Raw genomic sequence first — 19,700 nt, 5'->3', positions numbered from 1 at the left:
GAATGATCGGGGAGATCGGGTTCACAGAATTCAATCGTCGAGTAAGCCACCGTCACCGAGCTGTTGGCCGAGTGACCGTGATGCGAGAATCCGGTCGATAGCATTCACACGATGGTTCCCATCAACGTCTGACTCGGGATCGTTCGTACCGATGGCAGAAACAATCTGATCCAGATCGGCTTGGGCAACGACGCCGTCTCCATCGACGTCCCCAAACAAGCGATGGAAGTACTTGTCGACGTCATACTCGCCGTCGCCATCGACATCCACCGAAAGTCGGTACATTCCGTTGCCAAGCACGGACGAGCGATTGCCACCAATCCCATGCGTGCCCCAATCGAGGTGAATCACATTCTCCGAGACTGAAATCGCCGGCCGGCGCGCCGGGTCCAAAACGTCAAACCCGTTTTCACCGTTGACGTCATACTGGGTGAGGCGAATGCGGCTGTGATCGGCGATCTCATCAATCGCTTCGTCACCGGCGAACACCAAGTCCAAATGGCGGACGAACGAGCGTTGCGTCTGGCCGTTGGCGACATCGATCGCCGAAACCGTGTTCCCGACCTGGAAGAAGTACGTCACGTCTTCGCTGACGACGACGTCTCCGTCGGCCAACGTCCCCGTCGCTTGAACGGTGATTTCATAGAACCCAGCTTTTGAGAAACCAAAATTCACGTGACGATGAACGCTTTCCTGAACAATCACGTGGTCCGACCCGTCGACACCGTCAGCGGTTGCCATGCGGACCTCGACGCCTTCGATGCCAGATTCCCAGATCGAGAAATCGCCCGGTCCGTTGACACTTTTCAGTTGCAGCGTTGCCGTACCATCGAGCAAAGTTCCGACGGAGATTTCTTCGGTCCCTAAGCCCAAGTACAGCAACCCCGGTGACTCGATCGCCGGCAGGACGTAGAACGAACTTCCCGGGGCGGCCCCCAAGAAGTCGTACTCGGAAGACTCGATCGCACCGGTTCGCTGCGTGTACCCGGCCATACCGACGTACAACAATGCTTCATCGGCGTGGTACTCAACGTCGTTTTCCTCGTCGTGCACATGCAGATTCCACTCCGGATCGCCTTCGGGGCTTCCATGGTCGTGTCCATGATCATGCCCGTCGTCGTGATCATCGTCGTGGTCGTGGGCCCCGAGAGCCAAACCGATATCAACGTGGCCATCGGTCAACATCGCCTCAAAGGTTCGTTCTTCGGCGGCATTGATGACTACGTTGGCGGTCGACACCAAGCCATCGCTGTCAGTGACCGAGTACACAAAGTGATCCGAACCGTCGAACCCCGATTGCGGCGTGTAAACGAATGATCCATCGGCGTTAAAGTCGAGACTGCCTTTCATCACCGTCGCACCGAGCGTCGTGACAAGCGCGTCGCCATCGGCATCAAAGTCATTCATGAGCACGTTTCCATGCACCGAACTTCCTCGACCGACGACATATGTATCGTCAACGGCGGTCGGGGCATCCGACTGTGGTTGAACGTTAATCGTGACCGTCGCGACATTGCCGAAAAGTTGGTCATCTTCATCAACCGCGGTCGGGGTCAGCAAGAAGGCTCGTGTCGAACCGTTGTATTTTCCATACCCGACGACGCTACGTCCGTTGTTGATTCCTTCGGCAGATAAGAACGTCCAATCAGAGCCCGCATCGACTAAGTCGTTCAGGTCGACGATCGCGGTCTCTCCGTCGAGCAATTCGCCCAAGAACGCGGCGCCACCGAAGGATGGATACTTGTAGAACCCAGCGACATAGCCGACAAACTGGTCGGTGGCGTTGATGTCCATCACCTCACTGTGCTTGTGACCGAGGTGAGAGAGCGTTCCGACGTCGATCATTTGCCCGTCGTGATAGACGAAACCGTGATACAGACTGGTCGAACTGGTCGGCGAAACGGTACCGACGACTGAAGCACCGACCGCGTTACCCGCATCGTTGACGGCATAGGCATAGCTGTAGTGGTCTTGATCAAACAGCGCGCCCATGTCGACAACCGAATAGCTTCCGTCTGCCTGACGTTCCCACATCGTGGCGTGCGACAAGAACGCCGCATCGTCGGCGCGGGTGACACCGACGATGAATCGTCCGTCGGGGCTGATGCCCCAAGCCCGACCGGTGGTTGCCGCGTTCCCCGCGATCGTCGGTAGCTCCAACATCACGCCATCGACGTAAACAAACGGTTTACTGGTCGTCCCGTTGCTGCTGCTTCCGACGATTTCCCCGGCGTTATTAATATCGCTTGCGACGGCGGAGGATCCGCCGAGGGTCCCCAAGTTGGCGATCACACCGTTTTCCCAGCGAAATGCTTTTGAGGCACTGTTGTCGCTTTCCCCGACAACGACCCCAGCATCGTTGAGCGCGTAGCCGCGGCTGAAGTTATTGCTGCCGGTACCTGGGACGACGCCCAAATCCTCCATCGAACCGTCGGTCCACAAAAACGCATGCAGCGGATTGCTAGATCCGACGACGATTCCCGAATTACCAGTGACTTGATTCAAGTTATTGACGTCGAGAGCGTAGCTGGTATTTCCGGCGAGTGTTCCTAGCGGCGTCACTTCATAGCGGACATCGGTCGTTGTGTAGGTAAACGAGTCGGTGCCGTAAAAGTTATCGTTTGGAACGTAGGAAAACGAGCCATCGGGATTTAGTGACAACACGCCGTTTTGCGGTCCCGACACGACTGCGGTTGTTAGCATGTCACCGTCAGGATCGACATCATTTTCAAGTACACCGGCTCCACCGACATTCAGCGTCTGGTCTTCGGCGACGGAAAAGACGTCGTCGTTGGCGACTGGCGAATGCGAGTCTGTCAAAGTGACGCTTGCGGTGGTGTAGCCACCACGCGGGTTGCTCAACCGATACTCGAATGAATCGATCCCTGTGAAGTCATCCGCAGGTGTGTACGTAAACGTTCCATCGCTGTTCAGATGCAGTTCACCTTGTGCCGGTGCCGTCTCGACAGTGTAGGTGGGTGCCCCAACGTTCTCGTGCCAATCGTCGTTGGCCGCGAGCGAGCCTTCGATCGTGTCTGAAGAACCCACGTAGAACGCGTCATGACGTGCCCCCAACGTATCGACATGGAACACCAGTGTCTTGATTCCGCTTTCGACATAGACGTCGCTCGCGTCCAGCGAATCATTGGCGTTGCTGTCGAGGTAGCCACTGACGACCACGTCAATCTCATAGGTACCGGGTTTGGTGAACGTGACATTGCGATGCAAGTGCGTCCCGGGATACAGCCAAAACGCATCGCTGGTGTCATCATCACTGATCGTGATTCCGTCACTCGTCGCCATCCAAACCGTCGGAGACGACCCCGAGTACATCGAGAAATCACCATCGCTGCTGCTGCGGAAGCCGACCATCTGCACTTTCACATACTCACGCAATCGCGAGGAAGTGATTCGTGAATCCGCCGTCGGCAGGTAATCGGAAAAGACGTCTCTTGGCAAACTGCCGCCTTCCCATCCCAGATAAGGCACGGTGGCGACACTTCCCGAACTGTCACTCACATAAATCAACTCACCATCCGGAACGCCCAAAAAGTCATACGTTTCTCCGCCACCGCGAGTCACCAGTGCGGTGTTGTCGAGGTAAGTGATGACTTCGTGGCTGGGATAGGTCGGTTCGGGCAACAAACTGTCATCGGGATTGATGATGTAAGTGAATTCACCGTTCTCGTACACGGGACGGTAGTCGGCATGCCCATGGGTGTAGTAGGTATCGATGTTGTCCGTTGGTTGCTTCCGAACGGTGTAGACTTCGCCGCCTTCGTAACCACGGGCAAGGATGTCGCCGTCGGAGTCCGTGATGCCCGCCGAGTCGTTCACACTAAGCCCCAACGCACCGGTTCCCTCCCCTGTCGAAACGGTGACTTCGTACAGGCTGCCAGAGAGAGCATGGACGGATTCGACGACCGCGTTCGACAAATCGCCTTCGCGCATTCGAACGGAAAAGTCACTCACGTCAACGTCGTTGACTTCGGCAGAGAACTGCACATTAAAACGCACCGAGCCTGACTCTGTCGGCGTCGCATCGACTCGTGAAATCATTTCCACGAGTGGTCCGACCGCGTTGACAATCACGCCATCGAACGAAAGGTTCGGAAACTCAAGGACCGCTTCGCCGCCGATCGGATCGGTCAGTGTGCCACCGTTGAGATCGATCAGATTGCTGGCGAGTTGGACACCATCCAAGTCGAGATCCGATTCACCGACGGTGTAGCGGAAACTCAGCGTCGGGGTCCCCGAACCGGACAGGTATTCCGCGTAAACAGTATTCTCGCCGACCTGCAACGCGATGCGTGGCGTTCCAGTCACTTCGATCGGAAAGCCAAAGTAGACTTGCAAATCGATCGGATCACCGTCGATGCGAGTCCGCGTCGCCGGTGGCACGAGGACCATCGGATTTTCACCCGTCTTGTTGAGAAAGACGCCGACGGGACCGAGTCGACCGCTCACGGCACTGCCGACATTTATGATGTCAGGATAGGTGTCGTTGTCGACATCACCGACGTTCAGACCTCCGTTGCTGCTTTCGGTCGAAATCAAAATCGTCTCGCCGAAGACCCCGCCCCCTAAATTCGGAGACCACGCTAAACGGTAACCACCGTTGAAATAACCGTAAGTGACAATGTCCGGAACGTCGTCGCCGTTCATGTCCGCGGCGACGGAGAGCTGCGAATACAGGTATCCCGGCGTGAGCGTCACACGCTCGCCGAAGCTGCCGTCGAGCAACTGCGGGTAATAGCCGACATGGCTTTCCGACGCTCGATCATAGACGAGTAGATCCTTGCGATCGTCGCCATTGAGATCAACGACCTGTTGAACAGCTGGATTTGCCGCGGTGTTGACCGGCATCGGTGCCGCCAACGTTCCGTCGCCGCGACCGAGGAAGACCTTCAACTCGGAGACGCTACTGTAGGGACTTAGCGTGACCATGTATCCCGAGGTGACAATGTCTTGGTTTCCATCCCCGTCAACGTCCTCGATTTGCATGTCTCCGTACCCGGCATCGGTCAACTTGGTCGTCGCCCCAAGTTGGCCGCCCGCTTCTTGAAGCGCGAAAGACTGTGACGCGAGAATCTCCGGGACCGAACTGTCATAGCGGTACTCGCCCCAGGCGACATCGGCACGTCCATCACCGTTGAGATCGCCGGCAGCAATATTCAGTCCTTGCAGCAGCCCTGTCTTGACGACTTCTCGCGTGAAGTTTGCGTCACCATCATTTCGGTAAACGGCGATGGTTCCTTCGTCGGCCGTTCCATCGATCGTCGCTTGGTTCCGTTCGATGGAAAGGATGTCGAGATCACCGTCCCCTTCGTAGTCGATTGCGACGATACCACCCGAAGAAACGTCGGTCCCGGCATTCAACAGAATTTCGGGCTGGAACGTCCCATCCCCGTTGCCTTGCAAATAGGTCATCGAATTGAAGGAGGACCCGCCCAAGATTAGGTCCAGATTCCCGTCGCCATTGAAGTCTTCGCTCAGGCTCCCCCAAGAACTCGTATTAACCTCGCCACCGAAATAATCTGGCAATGCGAACGGGACGACTCGATTGGCATTTACATACACATCGAACGACTCATTTGTTTGCATCCCACCAGCATCAATGACTGTGATGGTGATCGTCGCCACTCCGATCTGATCGGGATTTGGCATAATCGTCACCGATCGGTTGGATCCATTACCGGAAAACACGAGTCCTGAACTGGGAATCAAGGCAGTGTTCGAAGACACCGCCGTCAAGACCAAGTCTTCCGCAGCAGTTTCCGTGTCACTGATCGTAAACAAAATCGGATCAGACGACTCGTTTTCCGATACCGACAGATCATCAAACGTTGAGATCGCAGGTGCGAGATTAACGGTGCTGTCTTCGATGGTGATTAGGGTTGATGAAGCCTCTCCCAACAATCCATTCATATCTCCTTCGATATCAGTCACATACTGGTCTAACTTTTCTGGAGTCGGATTCGATAATGTGACACGGAACGTCTCGTCACTTTCGTTTGCCCCGTCATCGACCACGGGGATCGTGATCGACTTTACGACTTCACCGTCAAGGAACTCCAGTGTGCCGGACGTACTGGAGTAATCGCTTCCCGAACTAGCCGTTCCGTCGACTGTCGCGTAGCCAGCTGTCAAACGCCCGTCGCTTCCGCCGGTTCGGATGACATCGATCGATGCCATCCCGCTGTCTTCGTCGACGCTGTAGCTGTCCGCCGCAAACTGGAGCTGACCGACGCTCATGACCGAAAAATACAATGAGATTTCTTCGCTCTCGCTGTAGCCGGATACGTTCGGGGTCGAAAGACCATCGTCACCAAAGAATCCCGAAAGTGTGACGCCGATTTCGTAACGACCGGGATCACTGAAGGCAAAGTTGTAATGCGAATGGCTGTCATCCAAGATCCATAACGCATCGTCGTCGGAAATCCCGTCGCTGATATCAAGCCCGTTTGAATTGGGGTTCGCAACGCCATCATCGTATGACGAGACGAAGACATTCGCACCGCCAAAGATCCCCGCCTGCCAGATCGAAATGTCACCGTCGCCCGCGGTGCCATCAGGATGGGTATGCGTCACGCTATTGAGCGTTAGCTTTAGCCAATCGCCGTTTCCGTTTCCGACGCGCCCTTTCGACTCCGTAAAGGCGTTGTACTTATCGAGCGTCTCGGTCACCCCGGCGGCCGCAAACCCCAGGAACAACAAATCCGGGTCTTGACTTTGTGGCAGCAGGTAAAAGCTCTCGCCCCCCGCAACGCCGATAAAGTCGTACGCGGAACCTGCCGGACGAGTCATCTCGGCAGGACTTCCGACGTACATCGCCGCCGCATCGTTGGCATACTCAATGACGGGCGAAACCGATGAATCACGTGGCCCGATTGACCACTGCGAGCCGTCGGTATTGATGTTCAAGTCGACATGCTCGCTGGCCAGCATCGCTTGCAAACTTGCGACCATCGGCAACCGTTTTTCCAATGTCTCAACCACGATTTGGTTTCGACGCGATCGACGCTTGTGATCGCGAACTTGCTTTCGCTGACGGTTGACTCGCTGTGAAATTCGACGGAGTTGTTCGGTAAGTTTCATGTTGTTTTGAATTGTGAATCGGAACCTTTCCGTAATCCGTGAGTCCAACGCGGTGCGGAAGCGCCGGACCCGCGTTGCCCCCCACGCAATGCGGGGACCGCGACCAACGCCGTTGACACCAAAGTGGACATGAATGGATTTGTGGATCAGTTCCCAGCAATGAAGGTGCGACGGACACGGCCCGCTGACCCCGCACGGCGATCCCATTGCCAGAGGGCAACGAGGGCGGCGCGGACGTCGCGAAGAGGCATCGCATCGCCAGCAAGACGAAAAACGCGGAACACTCAAGCCGCATCGACACCCGACCAGATTCGCAACGCGATCCAGGCAGACGACTCAGCCACTTGAAACGATCAGGTGATTCCGCCGAGAAGCGGCGGAGAAGAAAATGCCTTCGACAACCCTTAGCGCTCGACGACGCCATCTAGCACTCGACGACGACGATCAAACAAGCCGAGCCCACGACGGCTCAGCATGCTGACGCATCCGCAATGCAACTGCAAAAAGGTTAGACGAAAGACACTCGGCCAGAAGCAGGCGGAGCACGCGGAATCGCGGTCGCGCGCTGGCATGACTCAAACGCCTGACGCGAAACGGCAACCGGTTCATGTCTTTGCAACGTACCACAAGCCGGAACGGCAACCTGGACGATCTCGCCCAGAGGACTCGTCCTGGAGTTGCACACGAAGCAATGACACGCATCATGGCCGGTGCCATCGTTCGTCGTCAGTAACACACCATCGCGACACGAGCGTTCCGACCGAAGCTCGTTAGCGGACGACTTAACATCGTGACCGCAACGGCAATCAAGATGTTGGAAGGCACGACTTCTAACGTCGTGATTCGCCGTCTTTGCTTTTTTGGCGCGAGTAGCCAGCGTTTCAAGCTGACGCGTCGAAGAGCGACGTGCTGAACCTTGTTCAAAGCACGAACCGTCACCGCACCCATGACTCCCATCATGGCGATGCTGAGCAACATGCAACAGAACGGGAGCATGCCCCACTAGCTGGGCGACACTCAAGAGCATGATGCAGAACGGACGGACCCAAGCGACCATAAAGTCTCTAGACTACGAAGCATGGTAAAATGGAGTGGTCCGACCAGGACGAGGCGTAGATTCGTCCATCTCCACCGGACTGTCAAGGATGCTCCAGACGAATCGAATGGGAAAAAGGTGGCATGGCGCCCGCTGACCTCGTTACACTCAAGGATCCCGCCTACCTACCCAAGCGGTCTCACGGCGTTTTCAGCCTGTGATTCCTGCCTGCCTACCCACCCAACTGCTGATCGTGAGATTGTTGAAATTCTCTACCGGTCTCTGCTGGCTGCTGATCGCTATCCCTGCGCCGATACGATCCAACGCCTCCGAAGCAAACGCGAGTGTCGGTGATGCTAACGCCAGCGACGCCGACGTTGCCTTTTTTGAAAGCCGCATTCGCCCGGTGCTAATCAAGCATTGTTACGAGTGCCATTCGGACGATGCTGAAATCGTCCAAGCAGGGCTACAACTCGACTACTCCGACACGACGCGGCATGGAGGCGATTCGGGCGAATCGATCGTGCCCGGTGACCCCAAAGCCAGCCTACTGATCAGCGCCTTGCGCTACGAAGAATCCGAGATGCCGCCGGCGGGCAAGCTTGACGAGCGAATCATTCGCGACTTCGAAACCTGGATCGAAAAAGGGGCGATCGATCCTCGCGACCGACAGAACGCCGCAAGCGGTCAGCCCATGCAGCCGGCCGACGGATTCGACTGGGAACGCGAACGTGAGTTCTGGGCCTTCCAAAAGCCGGTCGCGACACCGACATCGATCGATGACTTGGTCGAGCGAAAACTTGTCGAAGTCAACCTGCGTCGGAATCCACCGGCGGACCGCCGAACACTGATTCGACGCCTTTCGTTTGACCTTCGTGGCCTGCCTCCGACGCCGTCTGAGGTCGCTAGCTACGTGCATGACCGACACCCTGCCGCGACCGATCGTCTGATCGACCGATTCCTTTCCGACCCCGCATTCGGAGAGCACTGGGCGCGACGTTGGCTTGACGTTGCCCGATACGCGGAAGATCAAGCACACAAGGTCGGCAACAACGATTCGCTGACCTATCCAAACGCGTATCGCTATCGCGACTGGGTCATCGATGCGATCGCAAGTGATATGCCCTATGACGAGTTCATTCGGCTGCAATTGGCCGCCGACCATGTCCGTCCTGATGATCAAGACGCCCATCTTGCGCTCGGATTCCTCGGCCTGGGTCCGAAGTACTATGCCCGGAACAGCCCTGAAGTAATGGCCGATGAATGGGAAGACCGCGTCGACACGGTGTCGCGCGGCCTACTGGGACTGACCGTCGCCTGCGCCCGTTGTCACGACCACAAATACGATCCGATCCCCACCTCGGATTACTATGCCCTGGCTGGCGTGTTTGCCAGCACGCAGATGTTTAATCGTCCGATCGATGAGACGGTGAAGACCAAGAAGGGGCAAAGTGAAAAACCGCACGATGGCGTCCACATCGTTCGCGATGGCAATCCCCGCGACTTGCATGTGATGGTGCGAGGAGATGTCAAACGCAAAGGCGATCTCGCCAAACGACAGTTCCTGACGATCCTTTCTCCGAATCAGCCGATCCCTCTGAACCGAGGCAGCGGCCGCGCGGATCTGGCCGAAGCGATCGTCGACCCAACCAACCCGCTGACCGCACGCGTGATGGCGAATCGGATCTGGCGACAACTGATGAGACAAGGAATTATCGAGACGCCCAGCAACTTCGGAAAGCTAGGGGAGCCTCCCAGCCATCGAGCCTTGCTCGACAACCTGGCGATCCGACTGATTGAACAGAACTGGTCGATCAAACGCTTCATTCGTGAAATCGTACGGACCGAAACCTATCGCCAAAGCAGCCTTCCCAACGAAACCGCCATGCGCGTCGACGCAGACAATCGCTTGTACTGGAGAATGTCACCAAAGCGGCTGTCGATCGAAGCCTATCGCGATTCGGTTTTGAAGGTGGCAGGCAATTTGGACGAAACCGTTGGCGGGCCTTCGATCAAGCCTGACGCACCGGACGAAAACCGCAAAACTCTGTATAGTGAAATCAGTCGCATGGATCTTAATTCCATGTTGGCTCGCTTTGGATATCCCGATCCGAACGCCCACTCGGCGAAGCGGTCGGATGTAACAACGCCGCTGCAAAAACTGTTTTTGCTTAACAGCCCGTTGATGCAAAAGCAGGCGAAATCACTCGCCGCTTCTTTGGTCGCAACCGACGGATCGATCTCCGATCAAGTCGCACTGCTTTATCAGAAACTGTTCGGTCGCGACCCTACTCCGGAAGAATTCGAATTGGCTGAGCAATTTGTCAGCACCGGTGGCAGCGCGGACGAGCACATGGCGACGTGGACACAGTACGCCCACATGTTGCTGATCAGCAACGAAATGCAATTTATCGACTAAGAAGGAATGCCAACCATGAACCATTCAACGTTGTCACGGCGCCATTGGCTGCGGCGTTCCGGTGCCGGTTTTGGCACGCTGGGTATGCTCGGCGCGATGCAATCGTCGGGCATACTTCAGGCCGGCCAGGGAGAACCGTCGGACGCCGGCCTGCACCACGCGGCCAAGGCAAAACGTGTGATCTTTTTGTTCATGAACGGCGCTCCCTCTCACGTTGACACCTTTGACCCCAAACCTGAACTGCAACGACGCGAAGGCGAATCCCCACCTGACGATATCTCAGGAAAGAAGCGTGCCGGTGGGATGATGCCGTCGCCGTTTAAATTTGCCAAGCACGGTGAGTGTGGCATGGAGATGAGCGAGTTGTTCCCCAATCTCGCCGCGCACGCCGATGACCTGTGCATGATCCGTTCGATGCACACCGACGTCCCGAATCACGAACCGGGATTATTGCTGATGCAGTCCGGTCACCAGCAGCCGACACGCCCGAGCTTGGGTTCGTGGCTGTCGTATGGCCTGGGAAGTGAGAATGAAAATTTACCAGCCTTTGTCGCTATCAGCCCGGGCTTACCAGTCGTCGGACCACAGCTTTGGTCGAACGCGTTTTTGCCCGGTCAACATCAAGGCATGGAAGTTGACACCAACAAGAAGGCGGTCAGCGAACTGATCGCCAACATTGAAAACCCTAATCTCGATCCGCAACGCCAGCGTCGATCGCTCGACCTGCTTGATCAAATCAATCGTCTGCACCAACAACAACGCTCTGGGGACCGCGCACTGGAAACCCACATCCGCGCGATGGAACTTGCCTTTCAAATGCAGTCCGTGGCGTCGGAAGCCTTTGACCTCAACCGTGAATCCGCCGCGACACAAGCCGCTTACGGTGACTCGGTCTACGGACGCAGCTGCTTACTCGGTCGACGCCTACTCGAACGGGGCGTTCGTGTGGTCCAAGTGTTCTACGTTCACAAAAACAGCAAACAACCATGGGACACGCACAGCAATAACAACGCCGGGCATCAAAAACTCTGTGCCGATAGTGATCGTGCGAGCGCCGCGTTGCTGACTGATTTGAAACAGCGCGGCTTACTGGAAGACACGCTGGTCATTTGGGGCGGGGAATTCGGACGCACCCCTTATTCGCAGGTCGACAAATCAAAAGACCTCAAAAAGGCGGGCCGCGACCATCATCACACTGGATTTTCGATGTGGCTAGCCGGTGGTGGCGTTCGAGCCGGGACGACCTATGGCGCCACCGATGACCTGGGGATGCATGCCGTCGAAGACCGAATCCACGTGCACGACCTCCATGCGACCGTCATGCATCAAATGGGGATCGACCACACGCGGTTGACCTATCGATACTCCGGCCGCGATTACCGCCTAACCGACGTTCACGGCAAAGTGATCGAAGGATTGATCGGATAGTCTCGCAGCACCGAGTCGAGACGAATCACATACCGTTGCTCATCTTCGTCGAGCGGCTCGCGCGTATAAATCTGATGTTCAAGTACATCTAAAGTCGCGTCGGAAGGATCGTTTTTTAACGCCTGACGTTTGCGGACTCGCTCACGCAGCACGGCCGGTGGGGCGTCACACTCAAGGATCTCGAATTTTGCTCGCTCACCTTCCGCAAGACGCCGAAACATCTTGCGTTGGATTCGCGTCAGAAACGTCGCGTCAATGATTACCGGGTAGCCGGCGAACAGGATACGCTTTGCCAGACGCCCCAATCGTTCGTAGTTGGCCTCGTTGATCAAGTCAGAATAAATAGTCCCCGTGTCACCTTGGGTCGGTCGCTGCGTCGGAGCAAGGCCGAACAATCGCTTTCGCTCAACATCGCTACGCAGTCGGATACCACCGATCCGTTCAGTCATCTGGCTACTCGCGTACGACTTACCGCTGCCACTGACGCCATGCGTGATGATCAACCGAGGCTCAGAACGGCGAGTGAAGTGTTTGGCCAATCGAAGATGGCGCAGACAGTCTTGCCAAACCTCGCTCGTCGACTCTCCGATCACATCTTGCTGCTGCGCCCGTATGCCGGCAACCTTGGCACGGACCAATGACCGATAAACCAGGTACCACCGAAGCAACGGTAGCGCCGCATGATCTCCGGTCCGATCCAGATACTCATTTACCAAAGCGAAACAGAAATCGGGCCGCCCGTTGGCGGCAAAATCCATCGCGGTGAATGCCACATCGGACAAAACGTCTATCCAACGGAATCGATCGTTGAATTCGATACCGTCAAACGGCATCAGCTTACCCTGGTAGTCAACCACGTTATCGAGATGCAGATCGCCATGACACTCGCGAATGAACCCCGCCCGCACCCGGCCCTCGAACAAGATCACGTGATGTTCAAAAAAATGCCGCGTCCAATCTTCCAACTCTCCCAGCGTCTCACTCTCGCTGGGCAGTAGTTCTTTCAGCTCGGTTAGATTTTCGATCGCGTCTTCGAAAGGCGTTTGTTCGTTAATTCCTCCCGTCTCTCTGATTTTTCCGGCCAGTGATGCCGATCGACGGTCGGCGGACAATGGCTGTCGTGCGGCGGTACTGTGGCACGCCGCAATGACGTTCGCTAATTCGATCACGCGGTCGCGCGATAGCTGTCCGGAACGCAGTTTTTCGCCGATGAGATTGGCTTGGTCGAAACGCCGCATCTTGACCGCATAGTCAATAATCGTCCCTGGGGGATCTACGGACTCGCCGAACAAGATTTTGTCGTCGCACCTTCGCACGGCAACGACCGAGTCATAAAGCGGAGCGGCGAAGCGACGATCCAACCGCAGTTCCTGTTCACAATAATGCCGTCGCTTGTCGATCGTGCTGTAATCAAGAAACGCATTTCGGATCGGTTTCTTGACCTTGTACGCAAACTCACCGACCAAGAAGATCCAAGAGATGTGAGTCTCGATCAACTTCACTTCCTGCGCGTCGATTCCGACAAAGCATGCCGGATCGCAAGCTTGATCAATCGATAGGCACATCGACGTTTGAATCTGACTCGGTTGTGCCGCGCTACTGTGCATAATGGTGGGTGAGAGGTGAACACAGATCCCGTGAAGCTGGGGATGCAACACTTATTCCCCTTTTTGCGTTATCTTTCGTTTCAACGCAAACGAGAAACCCGGTCGTTAACCAAAAAAACGCAGGAGAATCTTCCCCGAGTCCTTTTGCTGTGACGACTCGCACACCTGACAACAAACACGGTGTGCCACGCGGGGGCAAACCGAACCGTTCTCGACGGATCACCCTCTGACGCGGCACGACTGATACGGCTGACCGAACGAACCGGAAGGTTCCGAACAGACAGCGGTTCGCCAAAATCGATCGAGACAACGTCGCGTGCCGCCCCGTCACGCCGCTAAACCAGAGGCAGGATTACTTCCTGAGAATCGCCGTTGTCATCCACATTGACCGGAGACTGAAATCCATCAGGCTTCACCGCCAAGATCGAGCAGGTCACGTTAGACAGCAGGTTTTCGGCGGTGTTGCCGATCAGGAACCCGGCGACTCCGGTACGGCAAACCGTCCCCATCACGATCAAATCGGCTTCTACTTTTTCCGCGACCGCGAAGATTTCGTTCGCCGCATTGCCACGAACCAAGTGGGTCTGAACTTCGATCCCATCGGTGTCGACTTTGCCAATCAGGTCATTCAGGCCTTGCGCGATGCGTGTCTCCTGAGCCCGGATCGCTTGATCAATTTCATCATCACCGGCGCGACGGCGCAGCGATTGCTCCATCCACAAACTCCAGGCACTACCGACGTGCAACGTTGCGTTATCAAGACGCGCGATCGCACTGGCAAGTTGCAGCAACTGATCATTTAGATTTCGGTGGGTATCATCGGTCGCATCCAAGTCGACCGCCGCCAGTATCTGGTCAAAATCGCCGTGAACTTGCGGCTTTAGCAGCCAAACCGGGCAGGGGCACAATCGCAACAACGAACGGGAGATACTTCCGAACAACTGTCCGGCGACGGATTCGCCGTCGGCGGTCTTAATGACCAAGTCATGGCCGTGACGCATCACGCGTCGTGTGATTTCGTGGGCCGGATCACCGCTACGGACAAGCACAGTCACTTCGGCATTGCCAGATTCAAACTCGCCGGCCAACTCTTGCAACTTTTTGGCGCGATCTTCTTGCAGCAGACGCTCCATTTCATTCGGATCGATCTCCGATGACAGGAGCGCAATGGCCGAAGGCACGGGCTTGATAACATCCATCAGCGTGACCTTTGCACCGTTCTCTTTTGCGATCTCAAAGGCACGGCCGAGAGCGTTTTTTGAATCCGTTGATCCGACGTAAACAAGGATGTTGTTAAAGCAATGCATGACAGGGAGACGTCTTCGAATGGGAAATGACAACGCGCCGACAATGCGTCGTTTCGTCTCTCGTAGTATCTCATGAATCGCACAATTTCGAAACGGACAGACGGCTGATTCGGCGTCGATTTTGATGACAAACCGTCGCAGCAAAGTGGTCCGATCATGCGACAAGACGCTTCATGACAAATCAGCATCGGCAAGGTAAAACTAATGTGTCAAGACAGCGCTACGTCGAGCCCCGTTCTCGTGCGCGTCTCGTCCGACCCTGTGTTCCCCCTCGTCTGTCCGTTTCCTTGTTCGGTAGCGAAGTCTCACCATGACTGATTCGACGCAAGCGTTATTTACACGACTTGGCGGAACGTCCGCCATGGTTGAGATTGTTGACCAAATGTATGCCCGAGTGCTGGGTGATCCTGATTTGGCACCGTTTTTCGAAGGGGCGGAAATGGATCGTGTACGGTCGATGCAGTACCACTTCCTGGCATCGGCGTTCGATGGCCCGATCGAATACAGCGGTGCGGAATTGACGAAGATCCATGCCGGCCGCGGGATCAAGGCGACTCATTTTGCAAAATTCTGCGGTCACTTTGCGGACGTCTTGGAGGAACGCGATGTCGCCCCACGTGACGTCGATGATGCCCTGGGACGATTGGCGATGTTTCGGGATAAAATTACCGGAGACGCCAACGTCGACGGATAAACTTCGTTAGCATCAGCGTTTCGGCCTGCCCCCTCCCGCCTCTCTGCACTCCTCCGATTCGCTATGTCTTTGATCGACTACGTCGTTGTCGCCGCCTATTTCGTTGTCATGATCGCCATCGGCATCTGGGCGATGCGACGCGTCAACGATCAAGAAGACTACTTCATGGGAGGCCGCGGATTCGGAAAGTTACTCCAGACGTTCGCGGCATTTGGCGCCGGGACCGGAGCCCACGAACCGATCCAAGTCGGCCGCACCGGGTGGACGAGCGGACTGAGCGGTGTTTGGTCGGCGCTGATGTGGTTATTCGTCACCCCAGTCTACTGGATCACGGCGGTGTGGTATCGCCGCATGCGACACCTGACCCTGGGGGACTGGTTCGTCGAACGCTACCAATCGAAATCGCTGGGCGCCGCCTACGCGGTCTTCGCGATCGTGTTCTATATGTTTTACCTTTCGACCATGTTATCGGCGATCGCCAAGTTCGCCGCTCCGTTGGTCGGGGCGGAAGAGATTTTCGGCGTCGAACTGAAATTTGTCCTGGTCCCGGGGCTTGCCGCGGTCGTCATCGTCTACGGCGTCCTCGGTGGCCTGACGGCGGCTTACTGGACCGACTTGATTCAAGGGATCTTTATCATCCTGCTCAGTGTGTTGCTGATTCCCTATGGACTATGGGAATTGGTCAAGGAGTACGGCGATCCAGAAACGCAGGGTTTTCTCGACGGGTTCCGGATCATGCATGAGCGGGTTTCGGCCGACTACTTCAACCTATTCACGGGCCCCAGTGCGGGCGAGTTTCCGTTGCAATACATCGTCGCGTTGACGGTCCTGGCGCTGGTCGGCATCGTCGTCCAACCTCACTTCATTGCCACCGGTGGAGGCTCGGCCAAAAGTGAGAACGAAGCTCGAATTGGCTTAGTCGTCGGTAACTTCCTCAAGCGACTTTGCACGGTCGGTTGGGCGATCACCGCGTTGATCGCGCTGGCGCTACTCGCCGGCAGTCCCGAACTTGCCAAAGATCCCGATTATGTTTGGGGTATCGCGGCGAAAGAAATCCTAGGACCATTAAATCTTGGCTTGGTCGGATTGATGCTCGCATGCCTGATGGCCGCGATGATGAGTTCGGCGGATACTTACATGATCGTCAGTTCTGCTTTGATCACTCGCAATATTTACGTTGCCTACATCAATCCCGATGGCACCGAGCGAGAGAACGTTCGTGTCGCCCGTTGGACCGGTCTGGCGATCATCGTGGGTGCGTCGATCGTTGCCCTAACAATGGCCGATGTCTTTGCCCAGTTTTTATTGGCGATTCAGCTTCCGATTATCTTTGCGGCACCATTTTGGGTCGGCATGTACTGGCGGCGTGCCAATGCGACGTCGGTCAAAATTACGATCACGTTTTCGGCATTGTTCTTTTTTGTCTTGCCAATCGTGATCCCTCTGATTTCACCGTCGTTGACCACCGATTCCAAGTGGACCACGACGACCGATCGAATCACCAAAACGCTGACTCGACCGGCGACCGCCGCCGATGTTGCCAAGCACGAAGCCTGGGTGCAAGCGATCGAGAATGCGGACGGTGACCAAGACACCATCAACCAGATTGGCGCCGAACCACCAAGCGGTGCACTCGGCGAAGAGATCGAGATTGTCTTGCGCTCCGGCGATAAAGCGATCTTCTGGAGCGATGGCGTGAAAGCCGTCGACGGCGAACCGACCTATGAGCAAGTGTCGCTTGTGACCGATGGTGACATGACGATCCTCACCGAACGGCGCACGGGTCCCCAGAAGGGCGTTGGCCAATTCAATCTGGACATTGTGATCTACCGATTCTTCGGATTCGATTTTTCGGATGTGACCAAGGCGACTTTAGAATCATTGAAACTGCCGACCCGAGTACTACTGCCGTTCCTCGTCTTGATCATTGCCAGCTACTTGACCCCACGCGGTAATTCATCACAACTCGACCGGTACTTTGCCAAAATGAAGACCGAAGTACACCCCGATCCTGCGATCGATCGCGCCAATCTTGAGGCTGCGTACCGAGACCCATCCCAACTGGATCATCGCAAGCTTTTTCCGAACTCTGAACTCGAGATTCAAAAGCCTCGCCCATCTGACTGGATTGGCTTTATCGGCTCGGTTGCGATCTGCTTCGTGATTGTTGGAATTCTTGTTTGGCTGGCACAGATCGGGGCTTAAGACATCGCTTCATGGTCGACGACGAAGAAACCATCACCGCCTACCACGAAGCCGGCCATGCGGTCATCGGATTCCTGCTCGGCGGGACAATCGAATCGGTCGGACTCTACGCGGAAGCCGACGATTGGCTCCCCGAACGATTTGGTGACTGTCATGTCAACTGGGGGCGTGTGGATCCGAAAGCCAACGAGCAAACCGAACGTGAAATCCTGACCGTCCTTGCCGGACCGGTCGCCGAGATGATTTACACGCAGGAAATCATGCATCCGGCTGAAAACCCGACGTGGCAATACGACTGGGTTCTGGCCGAAAGGCTTGGTCGCCGCCTCTTTCCAAATCCGGCCCAACGCGCCGCGTTCTTAACCGGGGCCCTCACGGTCCTTCACGATCAGATCTGGCGAGACCAGTGCTGGGCCGCCATCGCCGCGATCGCCGACGAACTTCTCGCCCATGAATCACTGGACGCCGAACAGTTGGCAGACACGTTGAAATTTTGGACTTCACGCTGAAGATCCCCTATAACCAAGTTTCTTCAAGAGACGACAACTGGATCCGTTTACCGGTGCGATCGAGCTGGTAAGAAAGTGTTTTAACATCGGAAGTTCACCTCCCTGCTGGCGAAGGGGTCCGACTCAATCCAACGATTCGCGTCGTTGCCCTCGGCCGACGAGAGCGGCCGGATTCAGAATTGAATTCGGTTTAGCCCGGTTAAGGACGGTCTCCCCAAGTCTTCTGGGCTGCCTTCTCGGAAGGAAGGCGATCTTAAAACACGATCCAAACCATCGCGACGATTCACGCTTGTGATGCGACTGCGTCGCAGCCGCAGTGCACAGCGGCACCGGTCTTTTCAGACAAAATGGTTTTGGATCGGATCATGAAGAATTGCCCGCGTCGATCGGCGTTCACACTCGTCGAACTGTTGGTGGTCATTGCGATTATCGGCATCCTGGTCAGCTTGCTGCTTCCGGCGGTGCAAGCGGCACGCGAAGCCGCGCGCCTACTGCAGTGCCAAAACCGCCTAAAGCAGATCGCTCTTGCTTGCCACAACTACGAATCAGCGTTCAAACAGTTGCCCGGCTACGGCGGCGAGCATAACGGATTCCTGATTCGACAGCTGACCAATCGAACTCAGCGTCCGATCGGAGGTGGAACCTGGATCACCCAGTCGATGCTGTTTCTCGAACAGCAACCACTCGCGCGATCGATCCAAGGATTCGCCCGTTCGTTTTCTATCGCACCCAATGATCGGGTCCAACGTTTGGTGCAAGCGAGCGTTTCGACCTTGCATTGCCCGACCCGGCGCGACGCCGAAGCGTACCCGCTGCTTCCTCCCTACCGCGAACGATACGGTGAATTTGGTGCGCGAACAGACTACGCGATGAATGGCGGCGCGGCGGTGATCGACGAAGACGCCTCACCCAATTCAAACGAAGCACCGGCGATCAAGATCACACGCGATGGGGTTTGGGTCCTCGGACGTCGGACACGAATGAATGCCATTCTTGACGGACTTTCACAAACCTATCTTGTCGGCGAAAAGGCGATGGACCTGGGGAAACTAATCACGGGCGATGGCTTCGGTGACCGCTCGCCGATCGCCGGCTACCATGACGTCCCGATCTCTTCGCACTCTTACGTGCGTTATGCGGCGCGTTCCCCGGCGATGGACTCCCATGGAAACTGTCTCGAATGCCACGACTTTGGGTCCACGCACGCGTCCGGTTGGAACGTCGCGTTTTCTGACGGTCGGGTCACGCTGATCGATTACAGCCTTGACCTTGGGGTCCATCGTGCGCAAGCATCGATTGACGGTCGAGAAATCGTTCCGTACCAACACTAAGACGCCTAAATCTGCGGGGGGCATGCACACGATCGCCGTTGCCGTTGTGTATGCTGTGCCCCGTTC

General features: G+C 56.1%; 9 protein-coding genes. 6 read left to right on the top strand and 3 right to left on the bottom strand.

What is annotated here, in order from left to right; all coding sequences use genetic code 11:
* Positions 1-30: 30 nt before the first annotated feature.
* Positions 31-7,098, bottom strand: a complete 7,068-nt coding sequence (locus tag FYC48_RS18725) for a choice-of-anchor M domain-containing protein (protein WP_160149616.1) — start codon at positions 7,096-7,098, stop codon at positions 31-33.
* Between the two features lie 1,289 nt (positions 7,099-8,387).
* On the opposite strand from FYC48_RS18725, the gene FYC48_RS18720 reads away from it, so the two are divergent.
* Both FYC48_RS18720 and FYC48_RS18715 read left to right on the top strand, forming a co-directional pair.
* Positions 8,388-10,553, top strand: a complete 2,166-nt coding sequence (locus FYC48_RS18720) for a PSD1 and planctomycete cytochrome C domain-containing protein (RefSeq protein WP_160149615.1) — start codon at positions 8,388-8,390, stop codon at positions 10,551-10,553.
* Positions 10,554-10,568: 15 nt separating this feature from the next.
* Entirely contained in the window at positions 10,569-11,981 is a 1,413-nt protein-coding gene (locus tag FYC48_RS18715; RefSeq protein ID WP_149498319.1) for a DUF1501 domain-containing protein, read from the top strand.
* Here the strand turns inward: FYC48_RS18715 and FYC48_RS18710 are convergent.
* Together FYC48_RS18710 and FYC48_RS18705 are read right to left on the bottom strand one after the other, a co-directional pair.
* Positions 11,948-13,588, bottom strand: a complete 1,641-nt coding sequence (locus tag FYC48_RS18710; protein WP_160149614.1) for a bifunctional aminoglycoside phosphotransferase/ATP-binding protein — start codon at positions 13,586-13,588, stop codon at positions 11,948-11,950. The genes FYC48_RS18715 and FYC48_RS18710 overlap by 34 nt on opposite strands.
* 335 nt (positions 13,589-13,923) lie before the next feature.
* Positions 13,924-14,895, bottom strand: a complete 972-nt coding sequence (locus FYC48_RS18705) for a universal stress protein (protein WP_149498317.1) — start codon at positions 14,893-14,895, stop codon at positions 13,924-13,926.
* A 310-nt stretch (positions 14,896-15,205) separates the two neighbouring features.
* Here FYC48_RS18705 and FYC48_RS18700 point away from each other — a divergent pair, with 310 nt between their 5' ends.
* From FYC48_RS18700 to FYC48_RS18685, 4 genes are all read left to right on the top strand, one after another.
* Positions 15,206-15,589 (top strand): group I truncated hemoglobin, encoded by a 384-nt coding sequence (locus FYC48_RS18700; protein ID WP_149498316.1) that lies wholly within the window; start codon positions 15,206-15,208, stop codon positions 15,587-15,589.
* Positions 15,590-15,652: 63 nt separating this feature from the next.
* The gene (locus tag FYC48_RS18695) at positions 15,653-17,794 is read left to right on the top strand and encodes a sodium:solute symporter family protein (RefSeq protein ID WP_149498315.1); all 2,142 of its coding nucleotides are present in this window, start codon (positions 15,653-15,655) and stop codon (positions 17,792-17,794) included.
* Positions 17,795-17,805: 11 nt separating this feature from the next.
* Positions 17,806-18,303, top strand: coding sequence for a cell division protein FtsH (locus FYC48_RS18690; protein ID WP_160149613.1), 498 nt, complete (start codon positions 17,806-17,808; stop codon positions 18,301-18,303).
* Positions 18,304-18,668: 365 nt separating this feature from the next.
* A complete protein-coding gene (locus tag FYC48_RS18685) occupies positions 18,669-19,634 on the top strand; it encodes a DUF1559 domain-containing protein (RefSeq protein WP_149498313.1) in 966 nt (321 codons plus the stop codon).
* Positions 19,635-19,700 lie beyond the last annotated feature (66 nt).

The organism is Roseiconus lacunae, from assembly GCF_008312935.1.
In the GTDB taxonomy this organism is placed as follows: domain Bacteria; phylum Planctomycetota; class Planctomycetia; order Pirellulales; family Pirellulaceae; genus Stieleria; species Stieleria lacunae.
Note: the sequence above shows the minus strand (reverse complement) of the source record. Positions and strands in the feature narration are given on the sequence as shown.

What these genes read in the sequence shown, in the direction of transcription:
- FYC48_RS18695 (WP_149498315.1), top strand. Translation starts at nt 15,653, where the DNA reads ATGTCTTTGATCGACTACGTCGTTGTCGCCGCCTATTTCGTTGTCATG.
- FYC48_RS18710 (WP_160149614.1), bottom strand. Translation starts at nt 13,588, where the DNA reads ATGCACAGTAGCGCGGCACAACCGAGTCAGATTCAAACGTCGATGTGC.
- FYC48_RS18715 (WP_149498319.1), top strand. Translation starts at nt 10,569, where the DNA reads ATGAACCATTCAACGTTGTCACGGCGCCATTGGCTGCGGCGTTCCGGT.
- FYC48_RS18690 (WP_160149613.1), top strand. Translation starts at nt 17,806, where the DNA reads ATGGTCGACGACGAAGAAACCATCACCGCCTACCACGAAGCCGGCCAT.
- FYC48_RS18685 (WP_149498313.1), top strand. Translation starts at nt 18,669, where the DNA reads ATGAAGAATTGCCCGCGTCGATCGGCGTTCACACTCGTCGAACTGTTG.
- FYC48_RS18705 (WP_149498317.1), bottom strand. Translation starts at nt 14,895, where the DNA reads ATGCATTGCTTTAACAACATCCTTGTTTACGTCGGATCAACGGATTCA.
- FYC48_RS18700 (WP_149498316.1), top strand. Translation starts at nt 15,206, where the DNA reads ATGACTGATTCGACGCAAGCGTTATTTACACGACTTGGCGGAACGTCC.
- FYC48_RS18725 (WP_160149616.1), bottom strand. Translation starts at nt 7,098, where the DNA reads ATGAAACTTACCGAACAACTCCGTCGAATTTCACAGCGAGTCAACCGT.